Genomic DNA, 22,704 nt, shown 5'->3' with positions numbered 1-22,704 from the left:
CGGCATTAGTTTTGACAAAAAGAGGGCGCATTGAAAAAATTGACTTCGGTAATAAACCAGTTCTGTTCCAGTTTTTGAATGCTGATGGTTTGCGGCAAAAGGCGCGGGTCAGTGCTTTGAATTAATGCGCCATCAGAGCGGCGGTATGTGGTCGTGCTCCAGACTTCGCAGGTATCCACTTCGATCTTTGTGCTGCTGACCACGCGGATGTCGTTGATATAGCTTTGGTAGAAATCAATTTCAGAGATTTGGACAATGCCTTGTTGATTTAGGGAGGCGATCTCGTTTTCAAGCGCGGCGAAGATGTCGCCGGCCATGATGGATGCGGCGATGTTTGCGTTGCCTTTACGATAGGCTTCGATTTGAAGTTGAATGGCTCTGGTGATAAAGTCGCTTACTTCTTTATTTAATTCAGGAGATATGTCTGCGGTTTGATCCGGGAAGAAGGGGTCGCTGCCTTGCGCCACTTCCTGTCCGTCGTTCAGTCCGTCGTTATCCATATCGGCATCGAGCGGATTCATGCGGTAGGCGACTTCCACGCCATCGTTTATTCCGTCGCCGTCGGTGTCGGCGTTGTTTGGGTCTGTGCCTGTGCGTAAAATTTCGTCCTGGTCTGATATGCCGTCATTGTCGCTGTCTTGATTCGCACTGGGCGGAGGCGTGGCGCCTTGTGGTGGTGCTTCAGGTGATTCAGCAGGTTGTGCGGCGAGGCCGTACAGAGATTGCACGCCTGCGACATCATCCTGTCCGAGGAAACGATGCGGCCCGGAATATGACGGATACATCAGGGCGTTTGGGTCGCTGCTGTGATCCAGACCGAGGTTGTGTCCGATCTCGTGCGCTGCTACGGTCAACAGGTCTACGTTTTGAGTTTCACTGTTAACCCATTTTTCTGAGTCGTCGAAATGAAGAAAGACTTGTCTGTTTTGATATGGGTTTGGATAGGAGGCATGGGCGAGAACGTCACCGGGGCCGTCGAAGGGGTCGCCGTCGCCATGTTCACCTTCTGCCCACCCGATGAGAATGTCTGCTTGAGCAGAATCAGATACTTCGTTAAACGTGAGCGGGGTTTCATTCGCCCATAGTGTGAAGGCGGCACGAATCAAATCACGCTCGGCGCTGCCGTTAATTTTTCCTGTTCCGTTGATGAAGTAATACGTGATGTTGGTTTTTCCCCATTGTGAAATGGCTTGAAATTTGGCAATGGTTTCACCTTCTTCGCCCGCGTTGGGGAGGCTGTCGTAGCGGTAGCTTGTTTGGGGCGCGGCGGACGGCGTGAGCGATGAGCAAGCCAGGGAGATAAAAAGTAGAATTGCAAAAAATGCGGTGATATGTTTTGAAAATGAAGAATGCATGAGGTCTCCGTTTTGATGGTTGATTTCTTGCGGCACAGGGAAACAAGGCATTGCCATAATTAATGCAGGAACATTATAATACAGTTTATATTCGTTATTTGGAGTGAGCAATGAATGAGCCCGTGGTGTTGATGTCTGACGACCCTTTAATCAATTCTTTAAATTTTCAACCTTATCGTAATATGGTCGCCCGTCTTGTTGTGCCTTTTGTGCCTGGAGCTGATGAGCCTCAGACGGTGGAGATTACCACTCCATGGGGGGCAAAATTGAAAGCCAAAAAAGGCGATTTGCTGGTGAGTGAGTTGGATAAACCGGATGATCGGTGGCCGATTGATGCGCATATTTTTGATGAGACCTATCTGGTTACAACACCCGGTTTTTGTATCAAGCGCGCGATCACGTTACTTGTGCCGCTGACGGATGTAACCCATGGCGATGAAAATCAGATGGTGACTGTGCATACGCTTGAAGGGGTTGAAACAGTGCGGGCAGGTGATTTTTTGCTTGCCAAAGGGGTGAGGGGTGAAATATGGCCTTATCCAAAAGAGAAGGCGGCAAAAATAATGAAACCCGCCGTTTAACGGCGGGTTTTATTATTAATTCTCAAGAGTCTATTTTTTCTTTTTAACTATTTTGGGCGCGTCTTTCGTTGTAATTTTTACAGGTTTGGGCGTTCCTTCACTGATGAGACGGTCAAGCATATTATTAATAACGTTGTGTAAATATTTTGAAGAACTGATCTGTTCGATGGAGCCGCCTGTTTCACGCATGAGTTCGATCATGTGGTGGACGAGGCGTGCATCACGGTCTTTTGGTCTGTCTCCATGCGGATTCCATAATGCGATGAGGGTTACCTTGTCTACGCCGCGTCCCAGTGCTGAATAGAGCGCCCAGCGGTTGTTACGTTCATAGGGATCATCTCCGGCTTTGGGTTGTCCCACGCTTTCAATTTGATAAAACTCCTCGACCAGCGGGTGATTGCGGATGCTGTAAAAACGGTCCACCCATGAATCTCCGCCGGGCGAAACAAACTGGCGAATGTAGGCTGATTCGGGTAACGGCAGATAGGCTCTTACTTTTATGCCTTTTTCTGCGCAAATTTCTGCAAAGAGAATCTCACTTCCGGCAGACAGACCGGCAACGTAGGCCCGGTCATCAGGGTTGATGTGCAGGCTGTCCAGTTTATTGAGGATTTCCTTGCGAATTTCATTTTCCTTATCGGCTGGGAATGTTTTCTTGTCCTTGCTGGGGGAATCGACCATATATCCGGTAAAGAGAAATGCCCTGCCGTTTTTTGAGGTTTTTTTCGAATTTCTCTTTTTGCTGAATCCTGTAGATTCTCTTCCGTGCTGGTGCGCGCAATCTCTTCCTGAATTGTATTGATGGCAACCTGTACGAACTCGTCACGCAAACCAAGCGCCTTAAGAATTTCCAACTGTGCCAGTGAAGAGTTTAGGAAGAAAATATTACGGCGTGATGCGGTAAGTGCTTTGCGATAGGCGCGCACCACGCTGGATGGATTCTCTGCGGTGAGTACTCTCAACTCAGCCAATGAGATCAGAGTCCAGTAATCTGCCTTGTCGTTGTCTGTTTGGGTTTCGAGCCCAAAGATCAGCGTGCCGCGTAGAGCAGGTAAGCCTTCACGGATGCGGGCGATATCGGGATCGGGGTCTTTTTTATCATCAAATTTATCGGCCAGGTGCAGGACTATTGTGGAAAGGGTAAGCGCATTGACACCGGGGTAATAATTATTCAGGTCAATTTGAAAACCCTTCATGTAGATATCCACTGCTTTTATCAGCCAGTGATACGAGTCGAACGCGCTCTTCATGCGTTTGGCTTTATCGCTAATTTGCTTCCATGATTCCGTCCACATTTCCTTGTAGATCCTGCCAAGGTATGAGATCGCCTCACTGTCATTTGGGAAGTCGGTGAGCAGGTTCTCGATCTTGATGATGGCTTCATCCACGCGGTTGAGGCGGTTTAAGTGAAAAGCCTCTTCGCGGCGGAATGAGAGATTGCCGGCGTTTACTTCCAGTCCTTTGCGGTATTGGGCAAGCGCAAGTTCGTTGCGTCCCATACTGGCGAGCGCTTTACCGGCTTCTCCAATCGCCTCTTCCTTGATGAGGGGATTTTGGATCTCTTCTGTCAGGAGCAAAATATCACCAATGCGTTTCTGGCGTTGGGCTACGGTTACTCTTTCCTTCCATTCATTGTATTCACGCCAGAAGCCTGTTGCCAGCGGGGTGCGCAGCGCTCTCCGCTCGGGTTCCTTCAGCCCTGAAAGCAGGTTGAAGATCGGGCTGTGGACCGCATCGCGGTCTGATGCCCACGTATCTCTGGTCATGCGTGCGATGGCTTGAATATCCGTTTTGATGAAGGCTGGGTCTGGCACACCTTCAGGTGTGATGTGATATGGCAAGGTACGGACGTTGAAAATGTCAAAGGGCATATAAGCACGCCCCGCCTGAATATGTACTACACCGCGTTTGCGGAATGCGTGGCGGATGCCGAGCTCATAATAAACGTTGGCGTTATCAATACTTAAATCGCATAAACAAAGGTCTGCCAGCAGTAGTTCCTGAAACATATCCGTCAGGATATCGCCCGATGTCGTTTCTTCGTCAGCGCGAAACGGTTCAAAGCCTGCTTCTTCAAGTGCGGGCATGATCAGTGTTTTGTAGATGGCATTGAAATCATAAAGCGAGCCGTCTCCGCCTTTCTTTTTTCCAAACGGCATCACAACAAATGCATGTGGACGAATTTCCGGCCGAATTGGACGGGCAGGGGAGGGGGATGAATCGTTCGACTCTGATCTGGGCGCAGGCAGAACGGGTTTTGTGACATTTGCCTGCTTCTCAGCCGTACCAGTCACCGCTGGAACCTGGGTCGGTTTCGGTGTATTCGCCACAGGGTTGGCCTGAGGGAGAGATGGATCGACAGGTTTATTGGCATCTGCTGCAGTTTCTTTTGGAGCGGTTACGTTTGGATCGGTCATGGTTTCTCCTTAGGGGTGAATTATCCCTTTGCGTCAGATGTTTTTGGATAACGGGACATGAGATCATTAAGCACGCTCATCGGAGTGCTGCTGCTAATATCCACGCCTTCAAACTCTTCTTCAATCGCCTTTAATTTTGAAGATATTCCAAGGTGTTCAGAAATATCTTCCATCACATCCTGTATCGCATCGCGCATGGCGGCTAGTTCAGCCTGTACCAATTCTGAGGATAAGCTTCCTGAGAGCGAGCCAAGAGTGGCTTTGAAGGTTTCCGTCAGCTTTTCTTCGGTTTCGAGCATACTCTCCCGTGTATAGTCCACGATCGCATCTTCCCTTGCCTTGTTTGAGGCGGCGATCGGAATCACGTTGTTCCTGGACTAACACGATGAATTAGGCTTGCTTCTTCTTCAAGATCAGAATTCCTTGAGTGCCTCTTGCATGGATTTGATATATTCCACGTTTTGGCTCCACAGGATTTCTTCTGTGCCATTTACCATTTTATAAAACTCGGTTTGCGTGCGTTCGTCTTCTTCCAGATTTAACCAATGACTGGCGAGAATATCTAATTCCATAATCAACTTGCTGTAGTTTCGTACTACAAGGTCAAGGTTGCGTAATTCCTGCCAGCCAATTAAAGTTGTTGTTAGAGAAGCTGCAAGGGCTACCCATAGAGTGAAACCGCTGCCGAGTGCTGCAAACAATGCGCCTGCTACACCTGAAAACAGAATAAGTAACTAAAGACGGTTCTTTCCTTTTGTCTTCTGACCACCTTTTTGATGCCAGGTTAATTGGTCGTCAAGCGATATTTATAATATTCTTCGCCAGTCAGGTCGTGAAGACCAGTATCGGAGTTGGGATCATTGGGATTGAAGCGTGAAGGCGGGGGAACCGCACCTTTGTAAGCTTCCATTACCAATTCGCCATTCATTCCGCGAAATACCGAACGTTGAATTTCCTTTAACTTTTCCTCCAGCCATATACGACGGGTTGGAGTATTTATTAAAATGGTTCTATATTTATATATCTCTTTTAATACTTCTTCTGCACCGGCGCGGGTAATCAGCCAATCGCCTGTAGAGAAGGCTTTGCTGGTATATGCTGCAAGCAAAGATGCCATAATGGGTGAAACTATAAGCAGCAGCTGCAAGATAAACTTGCCAATCGCCGGAAAATTTCAGGATATAGTTTGTTAAGAATGGCAAATAAAGTCGATAAAACGCCAAAAGCGCGATCCATCGTCTTATTTTGTCAGATAGCTTGCGCGTTTTGTTGATACTTCGTCCAGTTGACCAAAGTTTGCCCATGCGACTTTTAAAATAGGTGCTATTTGTTGAGGTTGATTTTCCATGTTGATTTCTCCGGTCGTTCTAGTTTTCACCTGCGGGCAGGTTCGGGCAAATCAGGCGATATTCTTCTTCAAAGAACAAGGTATTCCATCTCACTTCATCAAAATTACGGATCAAGTGTGAGCAGGCAGTTTCCACCAGAGTGTCACGCGTTAACAAGGGAATGGACGGTACATCCCATATGGATACGGTCTTGCGTGAAACGGCAGCAAGCTGCTGACCGTCTGGTGAGAACGAGACACCGGATACCTTGTCCACGTGTGCGAGGCGGGCAACTTCCTGTTTGAGTTCAAGGTCGAAAAGATAAACATAGCCGGTAGCATCACCAACGGACAAATATCTATTATTCGGGCTGAAGTCCATGGACAAAACAGCGCCGCTTGTTAATAGTTTATTCTCAATGAGATCAAATGAGCCGTCCTCTGCATTCCATAAATATATTGTGCCTTCAGAACTGCCCGTGGCAATGAATTTTCCATCGGTGCTGAATTGGGCTGCTCCTTCCCTGCCGACTTGGCTGAGCACTGCCACCTGATTCAGTGTGGAAAGAGACCACACAATACTGCGGTTGCCTTCTTCAATACCCGCGACAAGATATTTCCCGTCGGGGGATATGGTCAGAGAAAGGGCGATGCCGTCAACATTAAAACTGGATAGTAATCCTCTGGTGTTGACATCCCAGATGTTGATCAATCCGTTTTGATCGGAGGTAATGATCTTTTTGTTATCGGGCGTGAATGCTACTGTTTCGATGGTTTGTCCGCCGTGAGAGAGGGAGTGTTTTTGCTGGCCGTCAATACTGACCAGAACAACACGGTTATGTTCTGCAATATTGCTATCGTATTCCACAGCAGCGACCCATTTGGAATCTGAGCTGATGACCATGTCGTAGGTTAGGCCGTTGACGGAGGCTATTTTCTTGCGGCCATCCTCCTTTTCGCCTGCTTTGTCAGCCGGAATCGCCCATATGCTCTGGTCGTCTGAATTAACAACCAGCCATTGACCGTCTGGGCTGAAAATCGCTTTATGCGAAAATTGAGGAATCTGGACAAATGCCTTGTGGGCCTTCAATTTTGAAATATCCCAGATGCTGATGTTTCCATCGTAATCACCAACGACCAGACGTGTGGCTGTCTTGTTAAATCGAATGGAGGAGCCAACACCGTCAATAGGGATTTGCATCACTTCCGCGCCGGTGACAGAATCCCAGATTCGTACTGTTTTATCGTAGCCTGTTGTGGCGATCCACTGATCGTCACTGCTAACACGCACCTTTTGTACGAAGTTGGCGTGGGTCATACGCAGTCTTTCCTGACCGGTGGCTGTTTCGATCACACGCACAGTATTGTCGTCTGATACGGTTACGAACCAACTGCCGTCATTTGAAAACGTAACATCTTCCACCCAGTCGCCATGTAGAATGGAATATTTCTGCCCGCCGGAGGTGATCAGCACACCGCGTGCCACGCTGTCTGCGCCGACACTTACCATCCATTTGCCGTCTGGACTGAACGCAACATCTATGACTTCACTATTATGTTTTGGTCCCGGGATGGTTTGTCCGGCCATGAACTTCCATATTGATGCAGTCCCCGTGGATGTACCAATACCCATGTATTGTCCGGTTTCATCGTAATCAATGACCTTAACTTCTCCATTTTGCGTGAAGAAAAACTCTTCATTCAAAGTTTTCATGTTAATAATGCTGACAGCCCCGCTTCGTGCTATGCCCAGAAATTCACCGTCAGGGTGCATGTTGAGATCCCAAATAACGCCATCGAATTTCAGTGCCTTGATCGCTTCTCCGGTATTTGCATCCCAAAAGGATACCAACCCTTTTTCTGTGCCTGTAACCAGAATACTTCCATCCTTGCTGAAGGCCGAGTCATACACGATACCTTCATGTTGTATACAGAAAAATAGTGAACCATCTTCCATGCTCCAGGCGCAGGCCTTACCTGCCGAATCAACGGTAACAAATTTTAAATAATCCGGGCTGGGTTGAATTGTCCAGATACGGGCATTCACCGTATTTTGGCTGATCGGTGTTGGGAGCAGGTGGATGTTGTGCCGTAAGATATTTTCTGCATCATCCAGTTCAGGCAAATTTTGATATGCATCCACAGCCAGGAGAGTACTGGCGTACAACTCGCCCACTTTTTCCTGATAAATTTTAGCTTCGGCTGCACTGCGTTGGGCTTTTGCCACTTGAGCGTTCGCATCAGCAATTATCTTTTGCTCCTCTGCGACAGCTTGCTGCGTGGCGCGTGCCATTTCTTTTTCCTCTGCATTTCTTTGGCTGATCTCTGCTCTGTCTCTGCTTTGCTGCGCTTCAATACTTTGACGAAATGCATAAAAACCCAGGATGATACTAAATGCCAAAGCCACGCCGACACCAAAGGTCAGATTTCTTTGACGTTTTACTGCGTCTTTGCGGCTGGTGTTGATATATTCCGCCTGCAAGGGAACCACGGAACGCGTTTCATCCTTGGTGGATTCGATCATCCAGCTTTCGCCCTCGCTCAGGTCTGAGCCTTGCAGCAGATAACTTCTATTGCGGCTTTTCTGTTCCCATTCACTGGCACGTTGCAGCAGACGGGTATGCTGATGAACCCAACTCAGATCGGTTTGGACGCTTTCCACAAGTTTTGGAACCGTGCCTTTGAAATCATCCTTCTTGGTGCGCATGTACACCCAATTGGTCGAAGCCAGTTTCGGGTGCATCTTCTGTCTTTTTTCAGGATCAACATACAGAACAGGAACGATCTTCTTGTTGTATTGGATGCCCAATTCCAATTCATCCATGCAGACTTTGGATTTGAGCGAATCCGGGCTGATGATAAAGACGAAGGCATCACAAGCTTTGATGGCGGCCGTAATCTCCGCCATCCAATCGGCACTGAGTGGAATGCCTTCCCAGTCGACCCAGGCTTCAATATTGCTGTCGTCGAAGGCTTTGTTTAACTTGCGTGCAAAGAGTTTGTTTTTTCGCGAATATGAAATAAAGACCCTGGTTTTGCGCGATGCAGTTTTATCTGACATACCTTATTCCCAATTAACGTGAGACAAACCAGGCTGCAACATACCCTCATGTGTTGCATCTTTTACTTTGATCCATTTGTCGTTGGCGCCGATCTTTGCTTCACCGCCCGCTTCAGTAATGGTGAATTCATAATTGATCGGTACGCGTTTGATTAAGGAGGCGTCACTTACAACAGGCTGGTTTCGCAGGGAAACCATCTCAACTGTGGTTTTTACTTTTCCCGTGGCGCTTGTTGCGACAGACGTGGTTGCCGTGGAGCCGCCCGCATATTTTGCATACCAAGCCGCAACGTAACCTTCCTTTTTCGCAGCATCACGGACTTTGATCCATTGATTTTGCACACCCACTTTTGCAATCGCCTGATTGGCAGGTTCAAGGCTGATCAGTTGCTCTGAAACCGGCACACGGCGAATCAAAGTCTCCGGGGAAATAACAGGCTGGGAGCGGAACGATAATTCTTCAGTTGGGTAGAGCGCCAGTGCGCCCGCAGGAACAGGCGCGGGAGCAGAGACAGGCGTTGAGGTAGAGGAAGAAGCGTTTTTTTTCTTTTGTTCAGAAACATACCACGCAGCCACATATCCCTGATCGCCCTTGGGATCCTGAATTTGAATCCACTGACCTTGTACACCGATCTTTGATTTGGCTTGCGCCTTGGGTTCAAGACAGATCAACTCCGTCCCGTTTATCATACGTTTCCACAAATACCCGCTCACAGAAGGCTCGGCGCGTAGAGAAAGATCATCTTCACTGGCATAAATAATAAATTTTTCAGCGGGCACAGGTACTTTTGTTACTTTGGGAGGCTCAGGCGCAACAAGGCTGTATGAGTCGAACCATAACACTGCACTGATCTCAGATGCTAATTTTGCCCCATTGTATTTATAGCGTTTGGTAAGCAATACATCCACACCGGGGCCGTCGCCGCCATATTTATAAGGATCATAAAGCGAGTAATCATCCGCCTTCTTTTCCTTTATTAAAACAAAATGGGTTTGAATTCCAACCTGCTTGTTCCAATCCACTTGCAGGATCACCGGTTTACCGGCTGCCACCGCCGCATCGATCACCGAGATCGGCGCAGGTGAAGTTTCACAAGGCTGCATATCACGATAGGCGCAATTCGGCCAAATATACGGCAACACGCTCGGAATAAAAAACGCCCCTTGAAAACCGCCAGCCTTTTTCATTTTTTCGTTGACGGTTACAGGGGTCTCGCTATAGCCAATTCCATTCAGCATCATCGTGACAGAAGTCAGCAGACAACCCCACCCGCCAATGGTCTCGCTTGAATTTCCCAGAGGAGTTTGTTTCCAGGTTTCATCGTTTTGATAAAGGTTCTTTGTGACGAACATCGCCTTACCTCCTGCTTTCTTTCACAATTATTTTTGGATTCTCTATAATACGACAGATTTTACCCCATTTCATTTATAAGCGAGCCGCAACTTTACATCTTTTTTTGGATGAAAGACCCGTTTCACGCTGACCTCAAGCCTGCCCGCCATTAATCAGCAGATTCTCCCTTTTGCCTTTCCCGCCTTACAAAAACACGATTAATCCCGAATTTAATCCAGGCCGCAGATAAAAGCAAAAAACAGCATCCTCTGTGTGCCAATCGATCTGCGTTCATTTTTTCCATTAAAAACAAACTCACCCTTGAAATCTTAATTTTGGGGTGAGTTATGTTTTGGATTATTTTGAATACTGCCTTAGCCACCAATCAGCGCCGGGCAAACTGCTCTCCCTGACTTTTTGAAGCAGCGTATCCGTATCGAAATAAACGCGACGCGAGTCCATGCTGATCGAATTTTCAGACTGGCTGACGATCATATATTCCGCCCACGGCAGCAAGCTTGGAACTGTCCCCGGAGTGTAAACGAATTTAAAAACATTGCCGACACTGCCTGAATTTAAAATAAACTTATCTCCATAACGGCGCTGCATTTGAATGTGCGAATGGCCGCCGATAAAAATATCAGCAGTTTCCTTCTCGAAATAAACATCCAGAGTTTCAACCGGCGTCGTGGACTGAATGATATCAATTGGTGAAAGGGGAGAGCCGTGAAAAGCCAGAATATTAACCCCGTTTGGTAATTGAATTTCCTGTGTGGGTTTGAACGAATCAATGAATTTTAGGTCGTCTGACGATAATTGATCTCTGCACCAGTGCAGATCAGGGATCAAATAGTGCGTGATCTCATATTGACCGGCGATCTCAGGATTTAAAACCGCCGCGTCATGATTCCTCTTGATAAACAAACAATCCATGTTTTAATTTGTTCAACACTTCAACAGGTTGCGGTCCCATGGTTACCACATCACCGAGGCATACAATCTGATCGACGTGTTGCGAATTAATATCCGCAAGTACCGCCTGGAATGCAGTGAAATTACCGTGAATGTCAGAAATAAAAGCGATACGCATGGGTTGCCTTTTGATTAGCAACCATTGTACACGAACAAATCAAATTATTAACAAATTGTTGTCGAAATAGAACTTTTGGGTGATAAGTATTGTGACCCGTATCTTTTTTCCCGTTTCAGCGACTATTCTCATATCCTGTACGCTGCAAATGACTGACAGGTACAATGAGATTGAATGGCTCAGAAAATTGCCAGCCAGCATTCTCAACCACCCCCAAAATTGGAATTGCCCTTTGAAAACCTCCACAAAAAAAACAATTCTTTCTTCCCTTCTCGTTTTGACCTTATTCTCCATCTTTGTTGCGGGCATGGCCTATGCTCAATTTGTTGTGCGGGACCTGCCCGATAACGATGGCTTTTATCACATCAAACTCGCCTGGATTATGCGCACCGAAGGCCTCAAGCCTGATTTCCCCTGGCTGCCGTTGAGCATTCTTGATGCCGAAAAATTTTACGATCACCACTTTTTATTTCATGTAGCACTGATCCCTTTTACTTTTGGTGATCTGCGTGAAGGCGCAAAGTGGGCATCGGTTATTTTTTCAAGTCTCGCTTTTCTAGCGATCTGGTATCTGTTCCATCGTCAGCGGGTGCCGTGGGCCTGGCTCTGGGCTGTTGGCTTGCTGGGAATCTCAGATGCTTTTTTGTATCGCATGAGCATCCCGCGCGCGCAGTCACTTTCCTTGGCGTCCTGGCGCTTGGTTATTTGTGGCTTCTCGAAGGCAAACACTGGCGGCTGGCAATTTTGGCCTTTGTCTACGTCTGGATGTACGATGCTTTTCCGCTTCTGATCGCTCTCGGCGTTTTACATGCCGCCGCAGTCCTTTTTACAGAACGCCGCCTTGAATATCGTCCGCTGATTTTTATTGGTGTAGGCATTTTTCTGGGCATGGTCATCAACCCGTATTTCCCGGTCAACATCACCTTTTCCATTCAACACATGCTGCCCAAACTGGCCGATGCAACCTCCGTCAGCGTGGGAAATGAATGGTATCCCTACGATACGGGCCAGTTGTTGAAAAATTCCCTGCCCGCATTGGTCGCATTTGCGAGCGGCATTCTGGCCTCGGACCTCTGACCACAAAATGGATGTCCGCACGGCGCTGGGATTATTCACTGCTCTTTTATTTGGATTAATGCTTTTTCAAGCGCGCCGCTTTGTGGAATATTTTCCACCCTTCGCCTTGATCTTCGCCGCATTCGCCTGGGCACCCTTGATATTCGACTCTTCGACAAACACGCTCGGACTTAACTCTCAGCCTGATTCAAAACAACAGGCATCCTCTCCGCTGGGATATATCCGCGCAAACTTTGCAGGGATCATCTTGCTGATTGCCGTGCTGGCCGGCATGATTAAGAGTCTTCCGGCTGTGCGCGCCAGTATTGCCAAATCAAAATCTGCCGGATTGTATGCAGATGCGTCCAAGTGGCTGGCGCAAAATACACCCGAAGGCGCGCGCGTTTTCCAAACCGATTGGGACGATTTTCCGCGTTTGTTTTTCTACAACACACACAATACCTATCTGATCGGACTCGACCCAACCTACATGCAGTTATATGATGCAAAGATGTACGACACCTGGGTTGAGATCACCCGCGGCGATATGGAAAATCCATCGCAAACAATTTTAAATATGTTTGACGCGCGTTATATCCACACAGATTTAAATCATGGTGACTTTTTAGATCAAGCTGAGAATGACCCCGGCCTGCGCGAAGTGTATCGTGATACTGATTCAGTTATTTTTGAAGTGATTTCAAGTAATAACTAAAACCCCCACCACAGCGCACGCAGAGTTTTACTGCTTTTCCCAGTGCTTTGTAGTAAAAAAATGGCACTACCGTTTTTAACAGTATTCTTTCCATGTACCACAAAGGAGCACGAAGGAAAAAATGCAAAAACTCCTATGTGTACCTTAGTGACCCTTCGTGGTAAAGATTTTCCCGCCAGAAACGGGAGACTTAAAAAAATGAAAACCCCGTAAGGGGTGTCATGATTATAGAATATGGAAAATAGATTGTTATTCAATCCCGAAGGGATGACATGGTTTTTACAGCGCCATGCCATCCCTTTTAATTTAACGGCCTAGTAAAGATTCGTCAGCCAGAGATTGGCTTTCTCGAAGGTAGGAGCAGGCTTCGGGTCAGCTGCGATGCGATATATCAGCCAGAGAATCAGCAGCGGGGCAGAGAGTCGCAGCAGCGTGGACCAGGGATAGTAGTCGAAAGTCGGCATTAAGAATTGGGCGGTGTAGGCGAGTGCGAAGATCAGCCAATCGGATGTTGTGTTAAGTTTCTTAAGTAAAATTAGGAAAGGCAGAGTCAGAAAAATTCCGTGATGTTCCCAAACGAGGGGCGATGCGAGGTTGAGCATCAGCAGTACAACGGGCATGGCGTTTAGCGCGATCTCGCCTGCGCCTGTGTAAAAAGTTTTACTGCGGACGTTGCGATACATGGTGAAGAAGGCCAGCCCCATGATGATGAGCTTGACTGTGTATGTAGCGATACGAGCCGCGATGAGCGGAATAAAATTTAAGTTGTAGAGTGCAAGGAATACCGCGTCGATCGAGCCTTCGCGGAAGTTGATATCACGCACACCGATCACTTCCTGGCTGTTGCGCAGGAAATCATAATAGGGGGTGAGGCCGTCGGTGAAAACAGGGATCGCGCCAACCAACCCGAGGCCGATGCCGAAATAAATGATCCAGCGCCAGTCGCGCTCAAGTAGAAATACAAAAGCGATGATGATCGGCGAGACTTTGAGATGCACAGCCACGGCCAGCGCCAACGCAGAGAGAAATCTCTGGCGCGGATACAACACAAGCGCCAACAAAACAAAGTTGACCATGTGCAGGTTGACCTGCCCGTAATACAAAGTTCGCAAGGCGGGGACGTTTACAACAGAGAATAAAACAGTAATGACGACGGCCAGACGTTCTGAGAAGTTATAACGTTTTAAAGTTGCGATCAATAGGAAGTAGAACGCCATGATCGAAGCCACGTTCATAACCCATGATGCAAGTGTGACTCCGAATTTTCCGAACTTCACAAATGGCTCAAGCACCACCGCCCAAAAAGGAAGATATAAATATCCGGCTGGCAGCGGACGGTCTTTGAAGAGTTGGGTGGCGGCATCGAGATAATATTCAAGGTCGCCGTATTCGGTGCGCTCACGTAATAAGTTGATGTATAAAAGGGAGACGAGCAGAAAGCCCGAATAGGTGAGGATATTTTTTTTGTTAATTTTTTCTGTGTGGATAAGGAGAAGAGTGACTCCAAACAAGCTCCAGATGATCGATGCCGCCATTAAGTTTTGCCCTAAAATGGAGTGCGGGCCTGTGCGAACAAAAGCATCGAAGATGTTTTTGCTGTTCAACCAGAGTGAACTGGCAAGAATAATTAATGTCGCGGCTGACCAGAGGACGAGTGCTTTGAAGGTTGGTTTTTGAAATTGCATTTCTCCATTATAAGGGGATTTTTTACCACGGGTAGATAGAGATGCATGGCTGTAGCAAAGTCAACAAACCTTAATGCGAATTTTTATTGAATTTCGAGAAAATTTTCCAAATTTGCGCTTTTCGCGTTAAGAACCTGGGACGTTTTTTATGCGGTAGAGGACAACAAAAAGGAATGCGGATTTCAAATCCGCATTCCTTTTTGTTTGTTGCTTGACCTATCCCAAACTTTTTCTCTTTACCCAAACTCCCAACTGGCCTGCAAAGGAAGTCATGAATTCATCAAATGCATATTCCTGTCTCTTGTTCGGGAAGGGATTGTAAATTTCAACCCAACCCTGACAGCCGTCGTTTTTACCATTCGTGGTGATCTTATCCACAACGACCCAGTGACCTGTTCCGCCGCCGCTTAATCTGCCGGTGAATTTGTCGGTGCTCTTGATGCGAACTCCAGCGATCAGATAATGTGTTTCAAGCATCTTTTGCATTTTACCGGCAGATGCGATTGTGCGTCTTGTGACCGGATCGATCAACGCTGGCCCAAAAAGGATTAAGTCTCCGGGTTCGGCGCTGTATGGAGCTACTCTGAACATGCTTTGAATTGAATCAATGCCTGTGCCCATGTCGGTGTTTCCGGCAACAGCCAGTTTGTAATACACAGCGGCTTTGGCTTTCCATTCAACCATGAAGGATTCAATATCCATGCAGGTGATGAAAGCCGCGCAGAGTTGTCCGCACATGTTGTTTTTGATTCCGTTCTCACCGGGCAGGAACATGTATTGGGGTGCGTCATCCTCTTCCGGGGTTGGATGCTGGATCACAACCTCGCGATCGGGGAAGCGGTCTGTAAAATCTTCAAGCGCGGAATTTGCTGCCCAGGCCATTGTGCCTTTGTATTTGATCTGTGCCCATTCGATGCCGTTCTTTTGATCTTTTGCACCGGTAAATTCGACCACCGCGCCACGGTCTACTTTGAGAGTTTTTCTTCCAGCGGGAGCATCGGCAAATTCACCAGCTTTGACAACCCATTTTTTAAAGCCTGCCTCTGCCAGAGTGACAGGTTTTGCCTGCTTGCGTTTGATCCATAAACCTGTGTATGTGCCGCCGCCAAAGGAACTGATGAAACTTCTGTATGAATATTCCTGTCTGCGATTCGTGAATGGATTGTAAATCTCAACCCGGCCATATTCGGTATTATTCGAGAGACCTTATCCAGCACCACCCAATGGTTGGTCCAGTTAACCTTGGATGGCTCATCGGCGATCAACTTGCCGGTTGATTTATTGATGACAACATTGGCGATCAGATAATGTGTTTCAAGAAATTTTTGGAATCTGCCCGGCGTAATATTTTGGCCTTCAAAGATCGGCCCATTCAGTGAGTCTGTAAAATTAACCACATTGCCTTTGTCGGTGCCGAATCCATACGGGAAGAGCATGTTCTTTAAAACAGAGGCGTCCGTCGTTTTGTCACTGATCCCGCCCAATGTCCACTGATATAAACTGCCGGGGCTGTTCTTCCAGTCGCTTAAAAATTTCTTGATCCCCACTTCCATCACAAAGGCCACACAGATCTCGCCGCAAAGATTGTACTTAATGATATCTTCGCCGCGAGTGGTTTTTCCCAAAACCATATACTGTGCTGGATCATTTGGATTCGGGCTTGCGTATGGGAACGGGTCTGCGGGATCTGCGGGCGCATCGGGAATATCTACTTCGAGTTTTGTGAATGTTTCCATATAGTCATCAAATAAAGTTTCGCGCACCCAGCCAGTTTGTATCCCCCGGCTGTTTTTGTAAGTTACCTTCAGCCATTTCATGTCATGCATTTTGTTGTCATTCCCACGCATTAAAACATTTTGGCTTTCACCCGTGGCTTCCACTTGCGAGCCGATAAAAAGATCAAAAAGTTTGGGGCCGTTTGGAATTGCACAAAATGAGGCCTGATTTACAACACACCATTTTTGAGTTGCCATGTTTGCTCCTGCTATAAATTGGAAGGAATGTGTAATCTGTAATTGGAGAAAATCTTATACTATTATGTCATGAAATCAATACATGGGTCAACACCCAGTTTTTCCCGTTTAAGATAGAATTTTGAGAAAGGAAACTGCCATGACTTTTTTACCCAAACCCTATGTTCTGACTAACACCATTCAGCCGTACGCCTGGGGTGAGCGCGGATCTTCAGCCTTTATTCCGAAATTTTTGGGGATGAAAAATGCGGATGACGCTGCGCCCTTTGCCGAATTGTGGATGGGCACGCATCCACTCGGGACCTCAAGCCTGATCCACAACAACAAGCAGACTCTACTCTCTGAGCTGGTTCAGCGTTATCCGCTGGAGATTCTCGGTTCGCGGGTTGCATCTGCTTTTGAGAATCAACTTCCGTTTCTGTTGAAAATTCTTTCAGCTAATGAACCGCTCTCCATTCAACTGCATCCATCAAAGGTGCAGGCTGAAACGTTGCATGCAAAAGACCCGGCGAATTATCCCGATGCCAATCATAAACCTGAGATCGCCATCGCGCTCGAAGAATTGCGTGTAAAACTTAATAAGAAAACCAGCCTGACCTATCGTGAAAAACTATTTCTGGAAATGAGTCTCAAATATCCGGGTGACGTGGGTCTGCTTTCCATTTTCTTTTTGAAACTTCACAGCCTCAAAAAGGGACAGGCCATGTTTATCCCCGCTGGAATTCCGCACGCCTATCTAAAAGGCAACATCGTGGAATGTATGGCTTCGTCAGATAATGTCATCCGCGCCGGGCTGACAGGTAAATTCAAGGATATTCCCGCCTTGCTTGAAGTGTCGAATCAAAAATCCGTTGTTAAGTTTTCGCCCAAATCGGCCAACTATGTTTATTCCGCATCGGTGCGTGAGTTCCGCGTTACAAAAATGGATATGAAAGCCGGTAAAAAACAAACCGAGAAAAGTGATAGTGTGCGCATGTTACTGATCCTGCGCGGCAAACTCAAATTAACATGGCGCGGCGGCGCGCTAAACATTCAGCAGGGACAGTCTATTCTGCTGCCTGCAAATTTAAGCGAAGTTGGCATCGAATGTCTGGAGCCGGCTGAGCTCTATAAAGCGGACGTGCCTTAATTATCCGGTTGGGTAGGGCAACACATATAGATACATCACAAGAAACATGATCGCGTTGCCAGTCAGCACGCACAAGTGCCAGATTTCATGATTGCCAAAATATGGCGGGAAGGGATTTGGTTTTCCGTTTGCAAAGATCAACGCACCAACTGTGTAGAAAAGTCCGCCGGTGATGAGCAGGGAAATGGCGCCGATGCCGAGTTGATTGTAGATCGGGCCGATCAGAAAGACGATGATCCAGCCCATCAACAGAAAACTGATATTCGACATCAAGACCGAAATTTTGGCGAAGAAAATCGATTTGATCGTAATAAAGAAAACCGCCAGACTCCAGATGATTCCAAAAAGCAGCCAGCCGGTTGCACCGTTGAAGATCGTTAGGCAGAATGGGGTGTAGGTCCCTGCGATGAGCAGGTAAATGGCATTATGGTCGAGAATGCCGAAGATGCGCAGATACTTCCCAAAAAGCAAAAAGAAATGTAAAAGACAACTGAACAGCAGGGACAGAAACAGACTGGTGCCATAGATCGCGAATCCGATCACGTGCGCGGGCTTGTCATCCAACGCGGCCAACGTGACCAGCACCGCCAGCGCCGAAATGGACAATATCGCGCCGATCAAATGGCTGATGGAGTTGAAGTACTCATTGCTGTCTGGCGCAGAGATCAAAGGGTCAAGGTTTGGTTTTTGTATGCTCATGCGCGCGAGTATATCTTATTGAAGGTCATAAATCAAAATCGGGCAGTGCCGGTATTATGGCACTGCCCGATTTTGATTTACTGTTGTATGGTCTAGGGAATGTTATATGAAGTTAGCTCAATCGTGCTGTCAAACCCTTCGCCAGTGGTGGTGGTTTTTATCAGTCCGATGTTCTCCGCATGCCAGTTGATGCTGTTGATCGTGATCGTGGTCTCGATCGGATTATCCTGCATCGAAAGGGAGATGTTCATCACGGTTTGACAGTCAAAGCGCATCGCATCGAAGGTGCCGGCTTCCACGGTCACAGATTCGATTCCGATGGCTGTGCAGGTGGTGGAAAAATGATTTTTGACAGGAACTTGAGTTCCGCCGATATCCTGTATGCCTTCGAGGGTTGCAGTTTGATTCCAGGTATCACCGGGGTTAAGATTTGCCGGAAGGGTCACGCCGTTTAACTCGGTGGTTTGAAAATCAACAGACAAGCCTTCTGTGTTGATGCTGGACGATCCGCCGCCTGATGATGGATTGAGCGCGATCAAATTTCCGTTGTCGCATTTCCACTGGCTCTGACGGGTAACACCTGTGCCGAAAACATCCTGATCCGTATATTCATTTTCATTAACAGAAAGAATGCTGCGGACAAATGTATCAGGTGTCAGGCCGGTAAGTTTGTAATTCCATGAGGCGCCTGCGATGATCGGCTGGTAAGGATTTTCACATGCGCTCGTTGAAGCGGATGAATCTTCCGCGGGCGTTTCGGTGGCCGGTGCGCTTTCAACTGTCGCTTCTCCGGGCGGAAGGGGGATGGCGGGATCCGGGCTTTTTCCGAGATTACAAGCCAGTGTGGACAGAATAAGGAACCTCGCTGCGATCCAGTAAGATGTTTTGTTTCGTTTCATTTTTTTCTCTCTTCCTTTGTTTATAAATTTCATGCCAGATTTGAGTATAACGTCTGAAAAATGGAAAACTTCAAATTTAGGAAGAAAGAGGGATATGGCGATTTTTTATCTCATAAGTCTATTCTGAAGATCCTTGTTTAACTCTGATCTCCAGCGGATTAACTTCGATCTCAAGCGTGTCACCGTAGTGAATATCTGCGATCTCATACGCGATGACTTCGATCAATGATGAATTTTGGAAATGAGTTTTCTTGGTTTCAGGGTGCGGATAATATACCCAGCCTGCGTATTCCGTTCCTTTGAATTTAACTGTACATTTTGAAAATGAAAACGTCTCCGGCGGATGCAAGTCTGTCCACTCGACGAGGGGAAAAGTGAACTCTGGTTTCATCATTTCAAATTCAAGCGGCGCAATCGAAATATTTAACGTCCCGTTGAAATAAGGATATAGATCAAGACCGAGCGTCTTGAAATATGGCTTCTGCTTTTCAAGCGAGCTATATGGATATGCCGCCGAAGGCCGCGACGCCACTTGATGTCCGCGTATGAGGGTGCCTGTGAGGTGAGTCCATGAAGCGCTCATATTGTATTTCGCCTTTGTTTATAAATGTCCGCCCGCTTCGGCCTGATCGAGCACAGCCAGAATGGTGCGGACCAATTCGCGCGCGGCGGATTCGCTCAACTCCACGGCCACGCGTGCCGAAGGGCCTTGCGACTCGTTCACGAAGTCGATATTCAGAGCATGTTCGTAGGGAGCATTAAAAGGGTGGTCGTAGTCGTCTCCTACACCAGATTCTTTTCAAGAAAAGCGAAGACTTTCTTCCAGCCGTCCACGGCTTGCTCCTGCCGGTAATTGGGACAGTCGTAATAGAAGAAGCCGTGTCCAGCTTTTGGGTACATGTGGAACTCGTAATTTTTTCCGTGCTTCTTGAGTTCTTCCTCGTGCAACTTCACTTGTTCGGGGGTAGGGCTGGAATCGTCTTCGCCAAACAAACCTAAAATGGGGCAGGCCAGCTCACGGGTATAGTCCAGAGGCGAGACGGGGTATTTATCGTTCAATTGATCAGGAGTCATCACAACGCGTCCGCCCCAGCAATCGATGATCGCGTCAAATCCCGGGGTTCGGCAGGCGGTGAGATAGGCGTGACGTCCGCCGGAGCAGGTGCCGAAGATGCCGACCTTGCCGTTGACGTAGGGCAGCGCGCGCAGATGTTTCATCGCGCCTGCGAGATCGCCAACCGCCTGATCATCTGCCACGCCTCCATCCGCGCGGACTTTTGCCGCTACATCTTCGGGAGTTCCGTGGCCCGAGCGGAAGTACAAATTCGGGGTGATGGTCACGTAACCGTGTTGGGCGAATTTGTACGTCGCTTCGCGGTACCACTGATCCCAGCCGGGCATGTGATGTGCCAGCACCATTGCGGGGAATTTACCTTCGCCCAATGGCCGCGCCATATAGGCGTTAATCGAGTTTCCGTTCGCTCCTGTCATGGTGACGGTTTCAGCGAGCACACCTTCGTACATGTCTGTTGTATACATATAAAGTCTCCTTGATAGGATTGATTATATTCAATAAACGACAGAAAATTAACTTGTAGCGTTTTCGCTGAGTTCCCAAAGTTTTGCTGCGTTGCGGTCGTTATCAAAACTCTTGGTTCTGCGGACCTTGCGCCTTTGCCAATATTTTCCATTGCTGTTTTTTGCAGACGGGTCTTCCGCGAGAAATACGCCGGTGTCAGCACCCGCTTCTGAGTCGATGGTGAACAGGGCTTCCATCCAGCGCGGATAGAATGACCCCTGCGATTGCTGGCCGCGCGTTTGCTGGCCAAAATCCGAGCGGACGAATCCCGGATGATAGCAATGTGCGGTAATTCCTTTGCCGCCAACCCGATGGGCCAGTTCGCGTGTGAACAGGATGTTGGCAAGTTTGCTCTTGCTGTAGGCTTTGAATGATCTGTATGTACTTTTCTCGTCCATCCAATCGTCCCAGTTGAAAGTGCCCATCATGTGTGCGCCGGGAACTGGTGGTGATGATTCGGCCTTGAGTCTGCTCGATAAGCGGGAGCAGTTCACGGGTCAGTACGAACGGGGCGAGGTGGTTGATCGCCATCGTCATCTCCCATCCATCCACGCTGACTTTGCGCTCGTTCAGCATCAAGCCTGCGTTATTCCAGAGGACATCCAAAGTCTTCGTCTGCGCTTTGACCTGCTCCGCAAGTGACTTGACTTCGGCCATCGAAGAAACATCGCCGGTGACCAGTGAAAAATCCGCGTTCGGCGCGGCTTGCTTCAACTCAGCCAAAACGGGGTTTCCGCGTGCCTCTGAACGCGCATGGACAAAAACCTTCCATCCCCGCCGCCCCAACTCCAGCGCGCCCGCCTTGCCAATTCCCGTGGACGCGCCTGTGATTAATATTGTTTTGCTCATTGTGACTTCCTTTTGTGTTGTTGTGTGTGCAGGATATGGATTGTACGTGAGGAGATTGTCTTTCCCCGTTGTCTGATAGGTTTGTGAGAGTTTTTTGGAGAGAAGACACCCGCCGTTTGGGCAGGTGTTTGTTGGTTGGGTTATGTATTTAGCAGTTCTTGAATTCTATGCAAAACAGTAGGAGATTCTTGAATACTTCTTCATTCCAAAAGTGAATAATTTTCAGCTCCCATTTCTTTTAAAACATTCTCCCGTTCAATATCTATTCTTTTGCTCAGGTTCATTGTGAATCCCCATCAACTTCAATGACAAGGCTTGCTGAATGGCAATAAAAGTCAGCGATAAATCTTTCAATGACCTGCTGCCTGCGAAAGTGAACGCCGAGTTTGTTCCTTCGTAATTCTTCCCAGAGAATCTTTTCGGCAGGCGTCATGTCACGACGCAGTTCACGCGCCCGTTCGAGTTTGTATTCGGTGACATGTTGTCCGGTGACGATGTTTTTACGGGGGGGGCCCTCCCCCCGGCCTCCCCTGTGGGGGAGGGACTGTTCATTGCTAAGCGGTTTAGCTTTGTATAGTCAGTACGCCGCCCTTGGGGGAGTTCATTTTGCTAAAAAAACTGCTGGAGACTTTGTTGGATAATCGGAAACCCATAAAGCGTAAGCCCCCCTCTCCCTTGGGAGGGTGAGGGAGTGGTTCTCTGTGTTTAGGTAGGTCAAGGATAAGTAATTTGTGTAGACGTTTTCGGTTCAAAACCTGATATTTATTGGGGTTTTTAGGAACCCCCCCCCCCCCCCCCTTTCTTCCTTTTTTCTCTCCTTTCCCCCCCCTTTCGCCCTTTTCCTCCCTCCCCAAAATTCAATGTGACCTGTATAATCCCAGCCATGAAACAAAACCTCAAGCAAGCCGCAGCAACTCAAGCCGCCGCCGCTACATGCGCGACCTAGGAACCTGCCA

General features: G+C 47.8%; 24 protein-coding genes and 2 pseudogenes. 5 read left to right on the top strand and 21 right to left on the bottom strand.

The annotated features are described in order from the left end of the window. Nucleotides 1-5: 5 nt before the first annotated feature. Nucleotides 6-1,355 carry a matrixin family metalloprotease gene (locus IPL71_RS18980; protein ID WP_345324341.1) on the bottom strand — a complete coding sequence of 450 codons (1,350 nt, stop codon included), beginning with the start codon at nucleotides 1,353-1,355 and terminating at the stop codon, nucleotides 6-8. 110 nt (nucleotides 1,356-1,465) lie between these two features. Here IPL71_RS18980 and IPL71_RS18975 point away from each other — a divergent pair, with 110 nt between their 5' ends. Further along, entirely contained in the window at nucleotides 1,466-1,936 is a 471-nt protein-coding gene (locus tag IPL71_RS18975; protein ID WP_345324339.1) for a hypothetical protein, read from the top strand. A 30-nt stretch (nucleotides 1,937-1,966) separates the two neighbouring features. Here the strand turns inward: IPL71_RS18975 and IPL71_RS18970 are convergent, their stop codons facing one another. The 9 genes from IPL71_RS18970 to IPL71_RS18930 form a co-directional block, all read right to left on the bottom strand. Beyond that, entirely contained in the window at nucleotides 1,967-2,359 is a 393-nt protein-coding gene (locus tag IPL71_RS18970; RefSeq protein WP_345324337.1) for a hypothetical protein, read from the bottom strand. A gap of 74 nt (nucleotides 2,360-2,433) precedes the next feature. Further along, nucleotides 2,434-4,353: a TRAFs-binding domain-containing protein gene (locus IPL71_RS18965; RefSeq protein WP_345324335.1), complete on the bottom strand. Its 1,920-nt coding sequence runs from the start codon at nucleotides 4,351-4,353 to the stop codon at nucleotides 2,434-2,436. Nucleotides 4,354-4,373: 20 nt separating this feature from the next. Next, on the bottom strand, nucleotides 4,374-4,718 hold the full coding sequence (locus IPL71_RS18960) for a hypothetical protein (RefSeq protein WP_345324333.1): 345 nt from the start codon (nucleotides 4,716-4,718) through the stop codon (nucleotides 4,374-4,376). Nucleotides 4,719-4,766: 48 nt separating this feature from the next. Next, entirely contained in the window at nucleotides 4,767-5,078 is a 312-nt protein-coding gene (locus IPL71_RS18955) for a hypothetical protein (protein ID WP_345324414.1), read from the bottom strand. A gap of 59 nt (nucleotides 5,079-5,137) precedes the next feature. After that, nucleotides 5,138-5,500: a hypothetical protein gene (locus IPL71_RS18950; protein ID WP_345324331.1), complete on the bottom strand. Its 363-nt coding sequence runs from the start codon at nucleotides 5,498-5,500 to the stop codon at nucleotides 5,138-5,140. A 220-nt stretch (nucleotides 5,501-5,720) separates the two neighbouring features. Then, nucleotides 5,721-8,741, bottom strand: a complete 3,021-nt coding sequence (locus tag IPL71_RS18945; RefSeq protein WP_345324330.1) for a TIR domain-containing protein — start codon at nucleotides 8,739-8,741, stop codon at nucleotides 5,721-5,723. 3 nt (nucleotides 8,742-8,744) lie between these two features. Beyond that, nucleotides 8,745-10,094 carry a C39 family peptidase gene (locus IPL71_RS18940; protein WP_345324328.1) on the bottom strand — a complete coding sequence of 450 codons (1,350 nt, stop codon included), beginning with the start codon at nucleotides 10,092-10,094 and terminating at the stop codon, nucleotides 8,745-8,747. Between the two features lie 337 nt (nucleotides 10,095-10,431). After that, nucleotides 10,432-11,007 (bottom strand): metallophosphoesterase family protein, encoded by a 576-nt coding sequence (locus IPL71_RS18935; protein WP_345324326.1) that lies wholly within the window; start codon nucleotides 11,005-11,007, stop codon nucleotides 10,432-10,434. Further along, nucleotides 10,976-11,164: a metallophosphoesterase family protein gene (locus tag IPL71_RS18930; protein ID WP_345324324.1), complete on the bottom strand. Its 189-nt coding sequence runs from the start codon at nucleotides 11,162-11,164 to the stop codon at nucleotides 10,976-10,978. The genes IPL71_RS18935 and IPL71_RS18930 overlap by 32 nt, the downstream gene beginning before the upstream one ends. 232 nt (nucleotides 11,165-11,396) lie before the next feature. On the opposite strand from IPL71_RS18930, the gene IPL71_RS18925 reads away from it, so the two are divergent. The 3 genes from IPL71_RS18925 to IPL71_RS18915 are packed head-to-tail and all read left to right on the top strand — an operon-like array spanning nucleotide 11,397 to nucleotide 12,935. Further along, a complete protein-coding gene (locus IPL71_RS18925) occupies nucleotides 11,397-11,954 on the top strand; it encodes a hypothetical protein (RefSeq protein WP_345324322.1) in 558 nt (185 codons plus the stop codon). Continuing rightward, the gene (locus IPL71_RS18920) at nucleotides 11,909-12,241 is read left to right on the top strand and encodes a hypothetical protein (protein ID WP_345324321.1); all 333 of its coding nucleotides are present in this window, start codon (nucleotides 11,909-11,911) and stop codon (nucleotides 12,239-12,241) included. Before IPL71_RS18925 ends, IPL71_RS18920 begins: the two co-directional genes overlap by 46 nt. A 7-nt stretch (nucleotides 12,242-12,248) precedes the next feature. Beyond that, on the top strand, nucleotides 12,249-12,935 hold the full coding sequence (locus tag IPL71_RS18915; RefSeq protein WP_345324320.1) for a hypothetical protein: 687 nt from the start codon (nucleotides 12,249-12,251) through the stop codon (nucleotides 12,933-12,935). Nucleotides 12,936-13,249: 314 nt separating this feature from the next. Here the strand turns inward: IPL71_RS18915 and IPL71_RS18910 are convergent, their stop codons facing one another. The 3 genes from IPL71_RS18910 to IPL71_RS18900 form a co-directional block, all read right to left on the bottom strand. After that, complete coding sequence (locus IPL71_RS18910; RefSeq protein ID WP_345324319.1) at nucleotides 13,250-14,620, bottom strand: glycosyltransferase family 87 protein; 1,371 nt, start codon at nucleotides 14,618-14,620, stop codon at nucleotides 13,250-13,252. A gap of 216 nt (nucleotides 14,621-14,836) precedes the next feature. Further along, nucleotides 14,837-15,574 carry a hypothetical protein gene (locus IPL71_RS18905; protein WP_345324318.1) on the bottom strand — a complete coding sequence of 246 codons (738 nt, stop codon included), beginning with the start codon at nucleotides 15,572-15,574 and terminating at the stop codon, nucleotides 14,837-14,839. Nucleotides 15,575-15,585: 11 nt separating this feature from the next. Then, complete coding sequence (locus tag IPL71_RS18900) at nucleotides 15,586-16,593, bottom strand: hypothetical protein (protein WP_345324317.1); 1,008 nt, start codon at nucleotides 16,591-16,593, stop codon at nucleotides 15,586-15,588. Nucleotides 16,594-16,732: 139 nt separating this feature from the next. Here IPL71_RS18900 and manA point away from each other — a divergent pair, with 139 nt between their 5' ends. Beyond that, complete coding sequence (gene manA, locus IPL71_RS18895; RefSeq protein ID WP_345324316.1) at nucleotides 16,733-17,722, top strand: mannose-6-phosphate isomerase, class I; 990 nt, start codon at nucleotides 16,733-16,735, stop codon at nucleotides 17,720-17,722. Here manA and trhA read toward each other — a convergent pair whose 3' ends face one another. The 8 genes and pseudogenes from trhA to IPL71_RS18855 form a co-directional block, all read right to left on the bottom strand. Further along, nucleotides 17,723-18,421 (bottom strand): PAQR family membrane homeostasis protein TrhA, encoded by a 699-nt coding sequence (trhA, locus tag IPL71_RS18890; RefSeq protein WP_345324315.1) that lies wholly within the window; start codon nucleotides 18,419-18,421, stop codon nucleotides 17,723-17,725. Between the two features lie 92 nt (nucleotides 18,422-18,513). Further along, complete coding sequence (locus IPL71_RS18885) at nucleotides 18,514-19,320, bottom strand: TapB family protein (protein WP_345324314.1); 807 nt, start codon at nucleotides 19,318-19,320, stop codon at nucleotides 18,514-18,516. A gap of 118 nt (nucleotides 19,321-19,438) precedes the next feature. Further along, entirely contained in the window at nucleotides 19,439-19,903 is a 465-nt protein-coding gene (locus IPL71_RS18880; RefSeq protein ID WP_345324313.1) for a hypothetical protein, read from the bottom strand. A gap of 18 nt (nucleotides 19,904-19,921) precedes the next feature. Then, nucleotides 19,922-20,083, bottom strand: a pseudogene (locus IPL71_RS18875) (DUF6295 family protein); the annotation flags it as partial. Nucleotides 20,084-20,103: 20 nt separating this feature from the next. Then, nucleotides 20,104-20,859: a dienelactone hydrolase family protein gene (locus tag IPL71_RS18870; RefSeq protein ID WP_345324312.1), complete on the bottom strand. Its 756-nt coding sequence runs from the start codon at nucleotides 20,857-20,859 to the stop codon at nucleotides 20,104-20,106. A gap of 48 nt (nucleotides 20,860-20,907) precedes the next feature. Beyond that, nucleotides 20,908-21,327 (bottom strand): SDR family NAD(P)-dependent oxidoreductase, encoded by a 420-nt coding sequence (locus IPL71_RS18865; RefSeq protein ID WP_345324311.1) that lies wholly within the window; start codon nucleotides 21,325-21,327, stop codon nucleotides 20,908-20,910. Between the two features lie 55 nt (nucleotides 21,328-21,382). Next, nucleotides 21,383-21,748 (bottom strand): annotated as a pseudogene (locus IPL71_RS26140) (SDR family NAD(P)-dependent oxidoreductase); the annotation flags it as partial. Nucleotides 21,749-22,028: 280 nt separating this feature from the next. Continuing rightward, nucleotides 22,029-22,181 (bottom strand): DUF559 domain-containing protein, encoded by a 153-nt coding sequence (locus IPL71_RS18855; RefSeq protein WP_514130815.1) that lies wholly within the window; start codon nucleotides 22,179-22,181, stop codon nucleotides 22,029-22,031. Nucleotides 22,182-22,704 lie beyond the last annotated feature (523 nt).

This window comes from Candidatus Villigracilis proximus (genome assembly GCF_016717045.1).
GTDB classification, from domain to species: Bacteria; Chloroflexota; Anaerolineae; order Anaerolineales; family Villigracilaceae; genus Villigracilis; species Villigracilis proximus.
The sequence above is the reverse complement of the archived record's forward strand: the minus strand, read 5'-3'. Positions and strand labels throughout refer to the sequence as shown.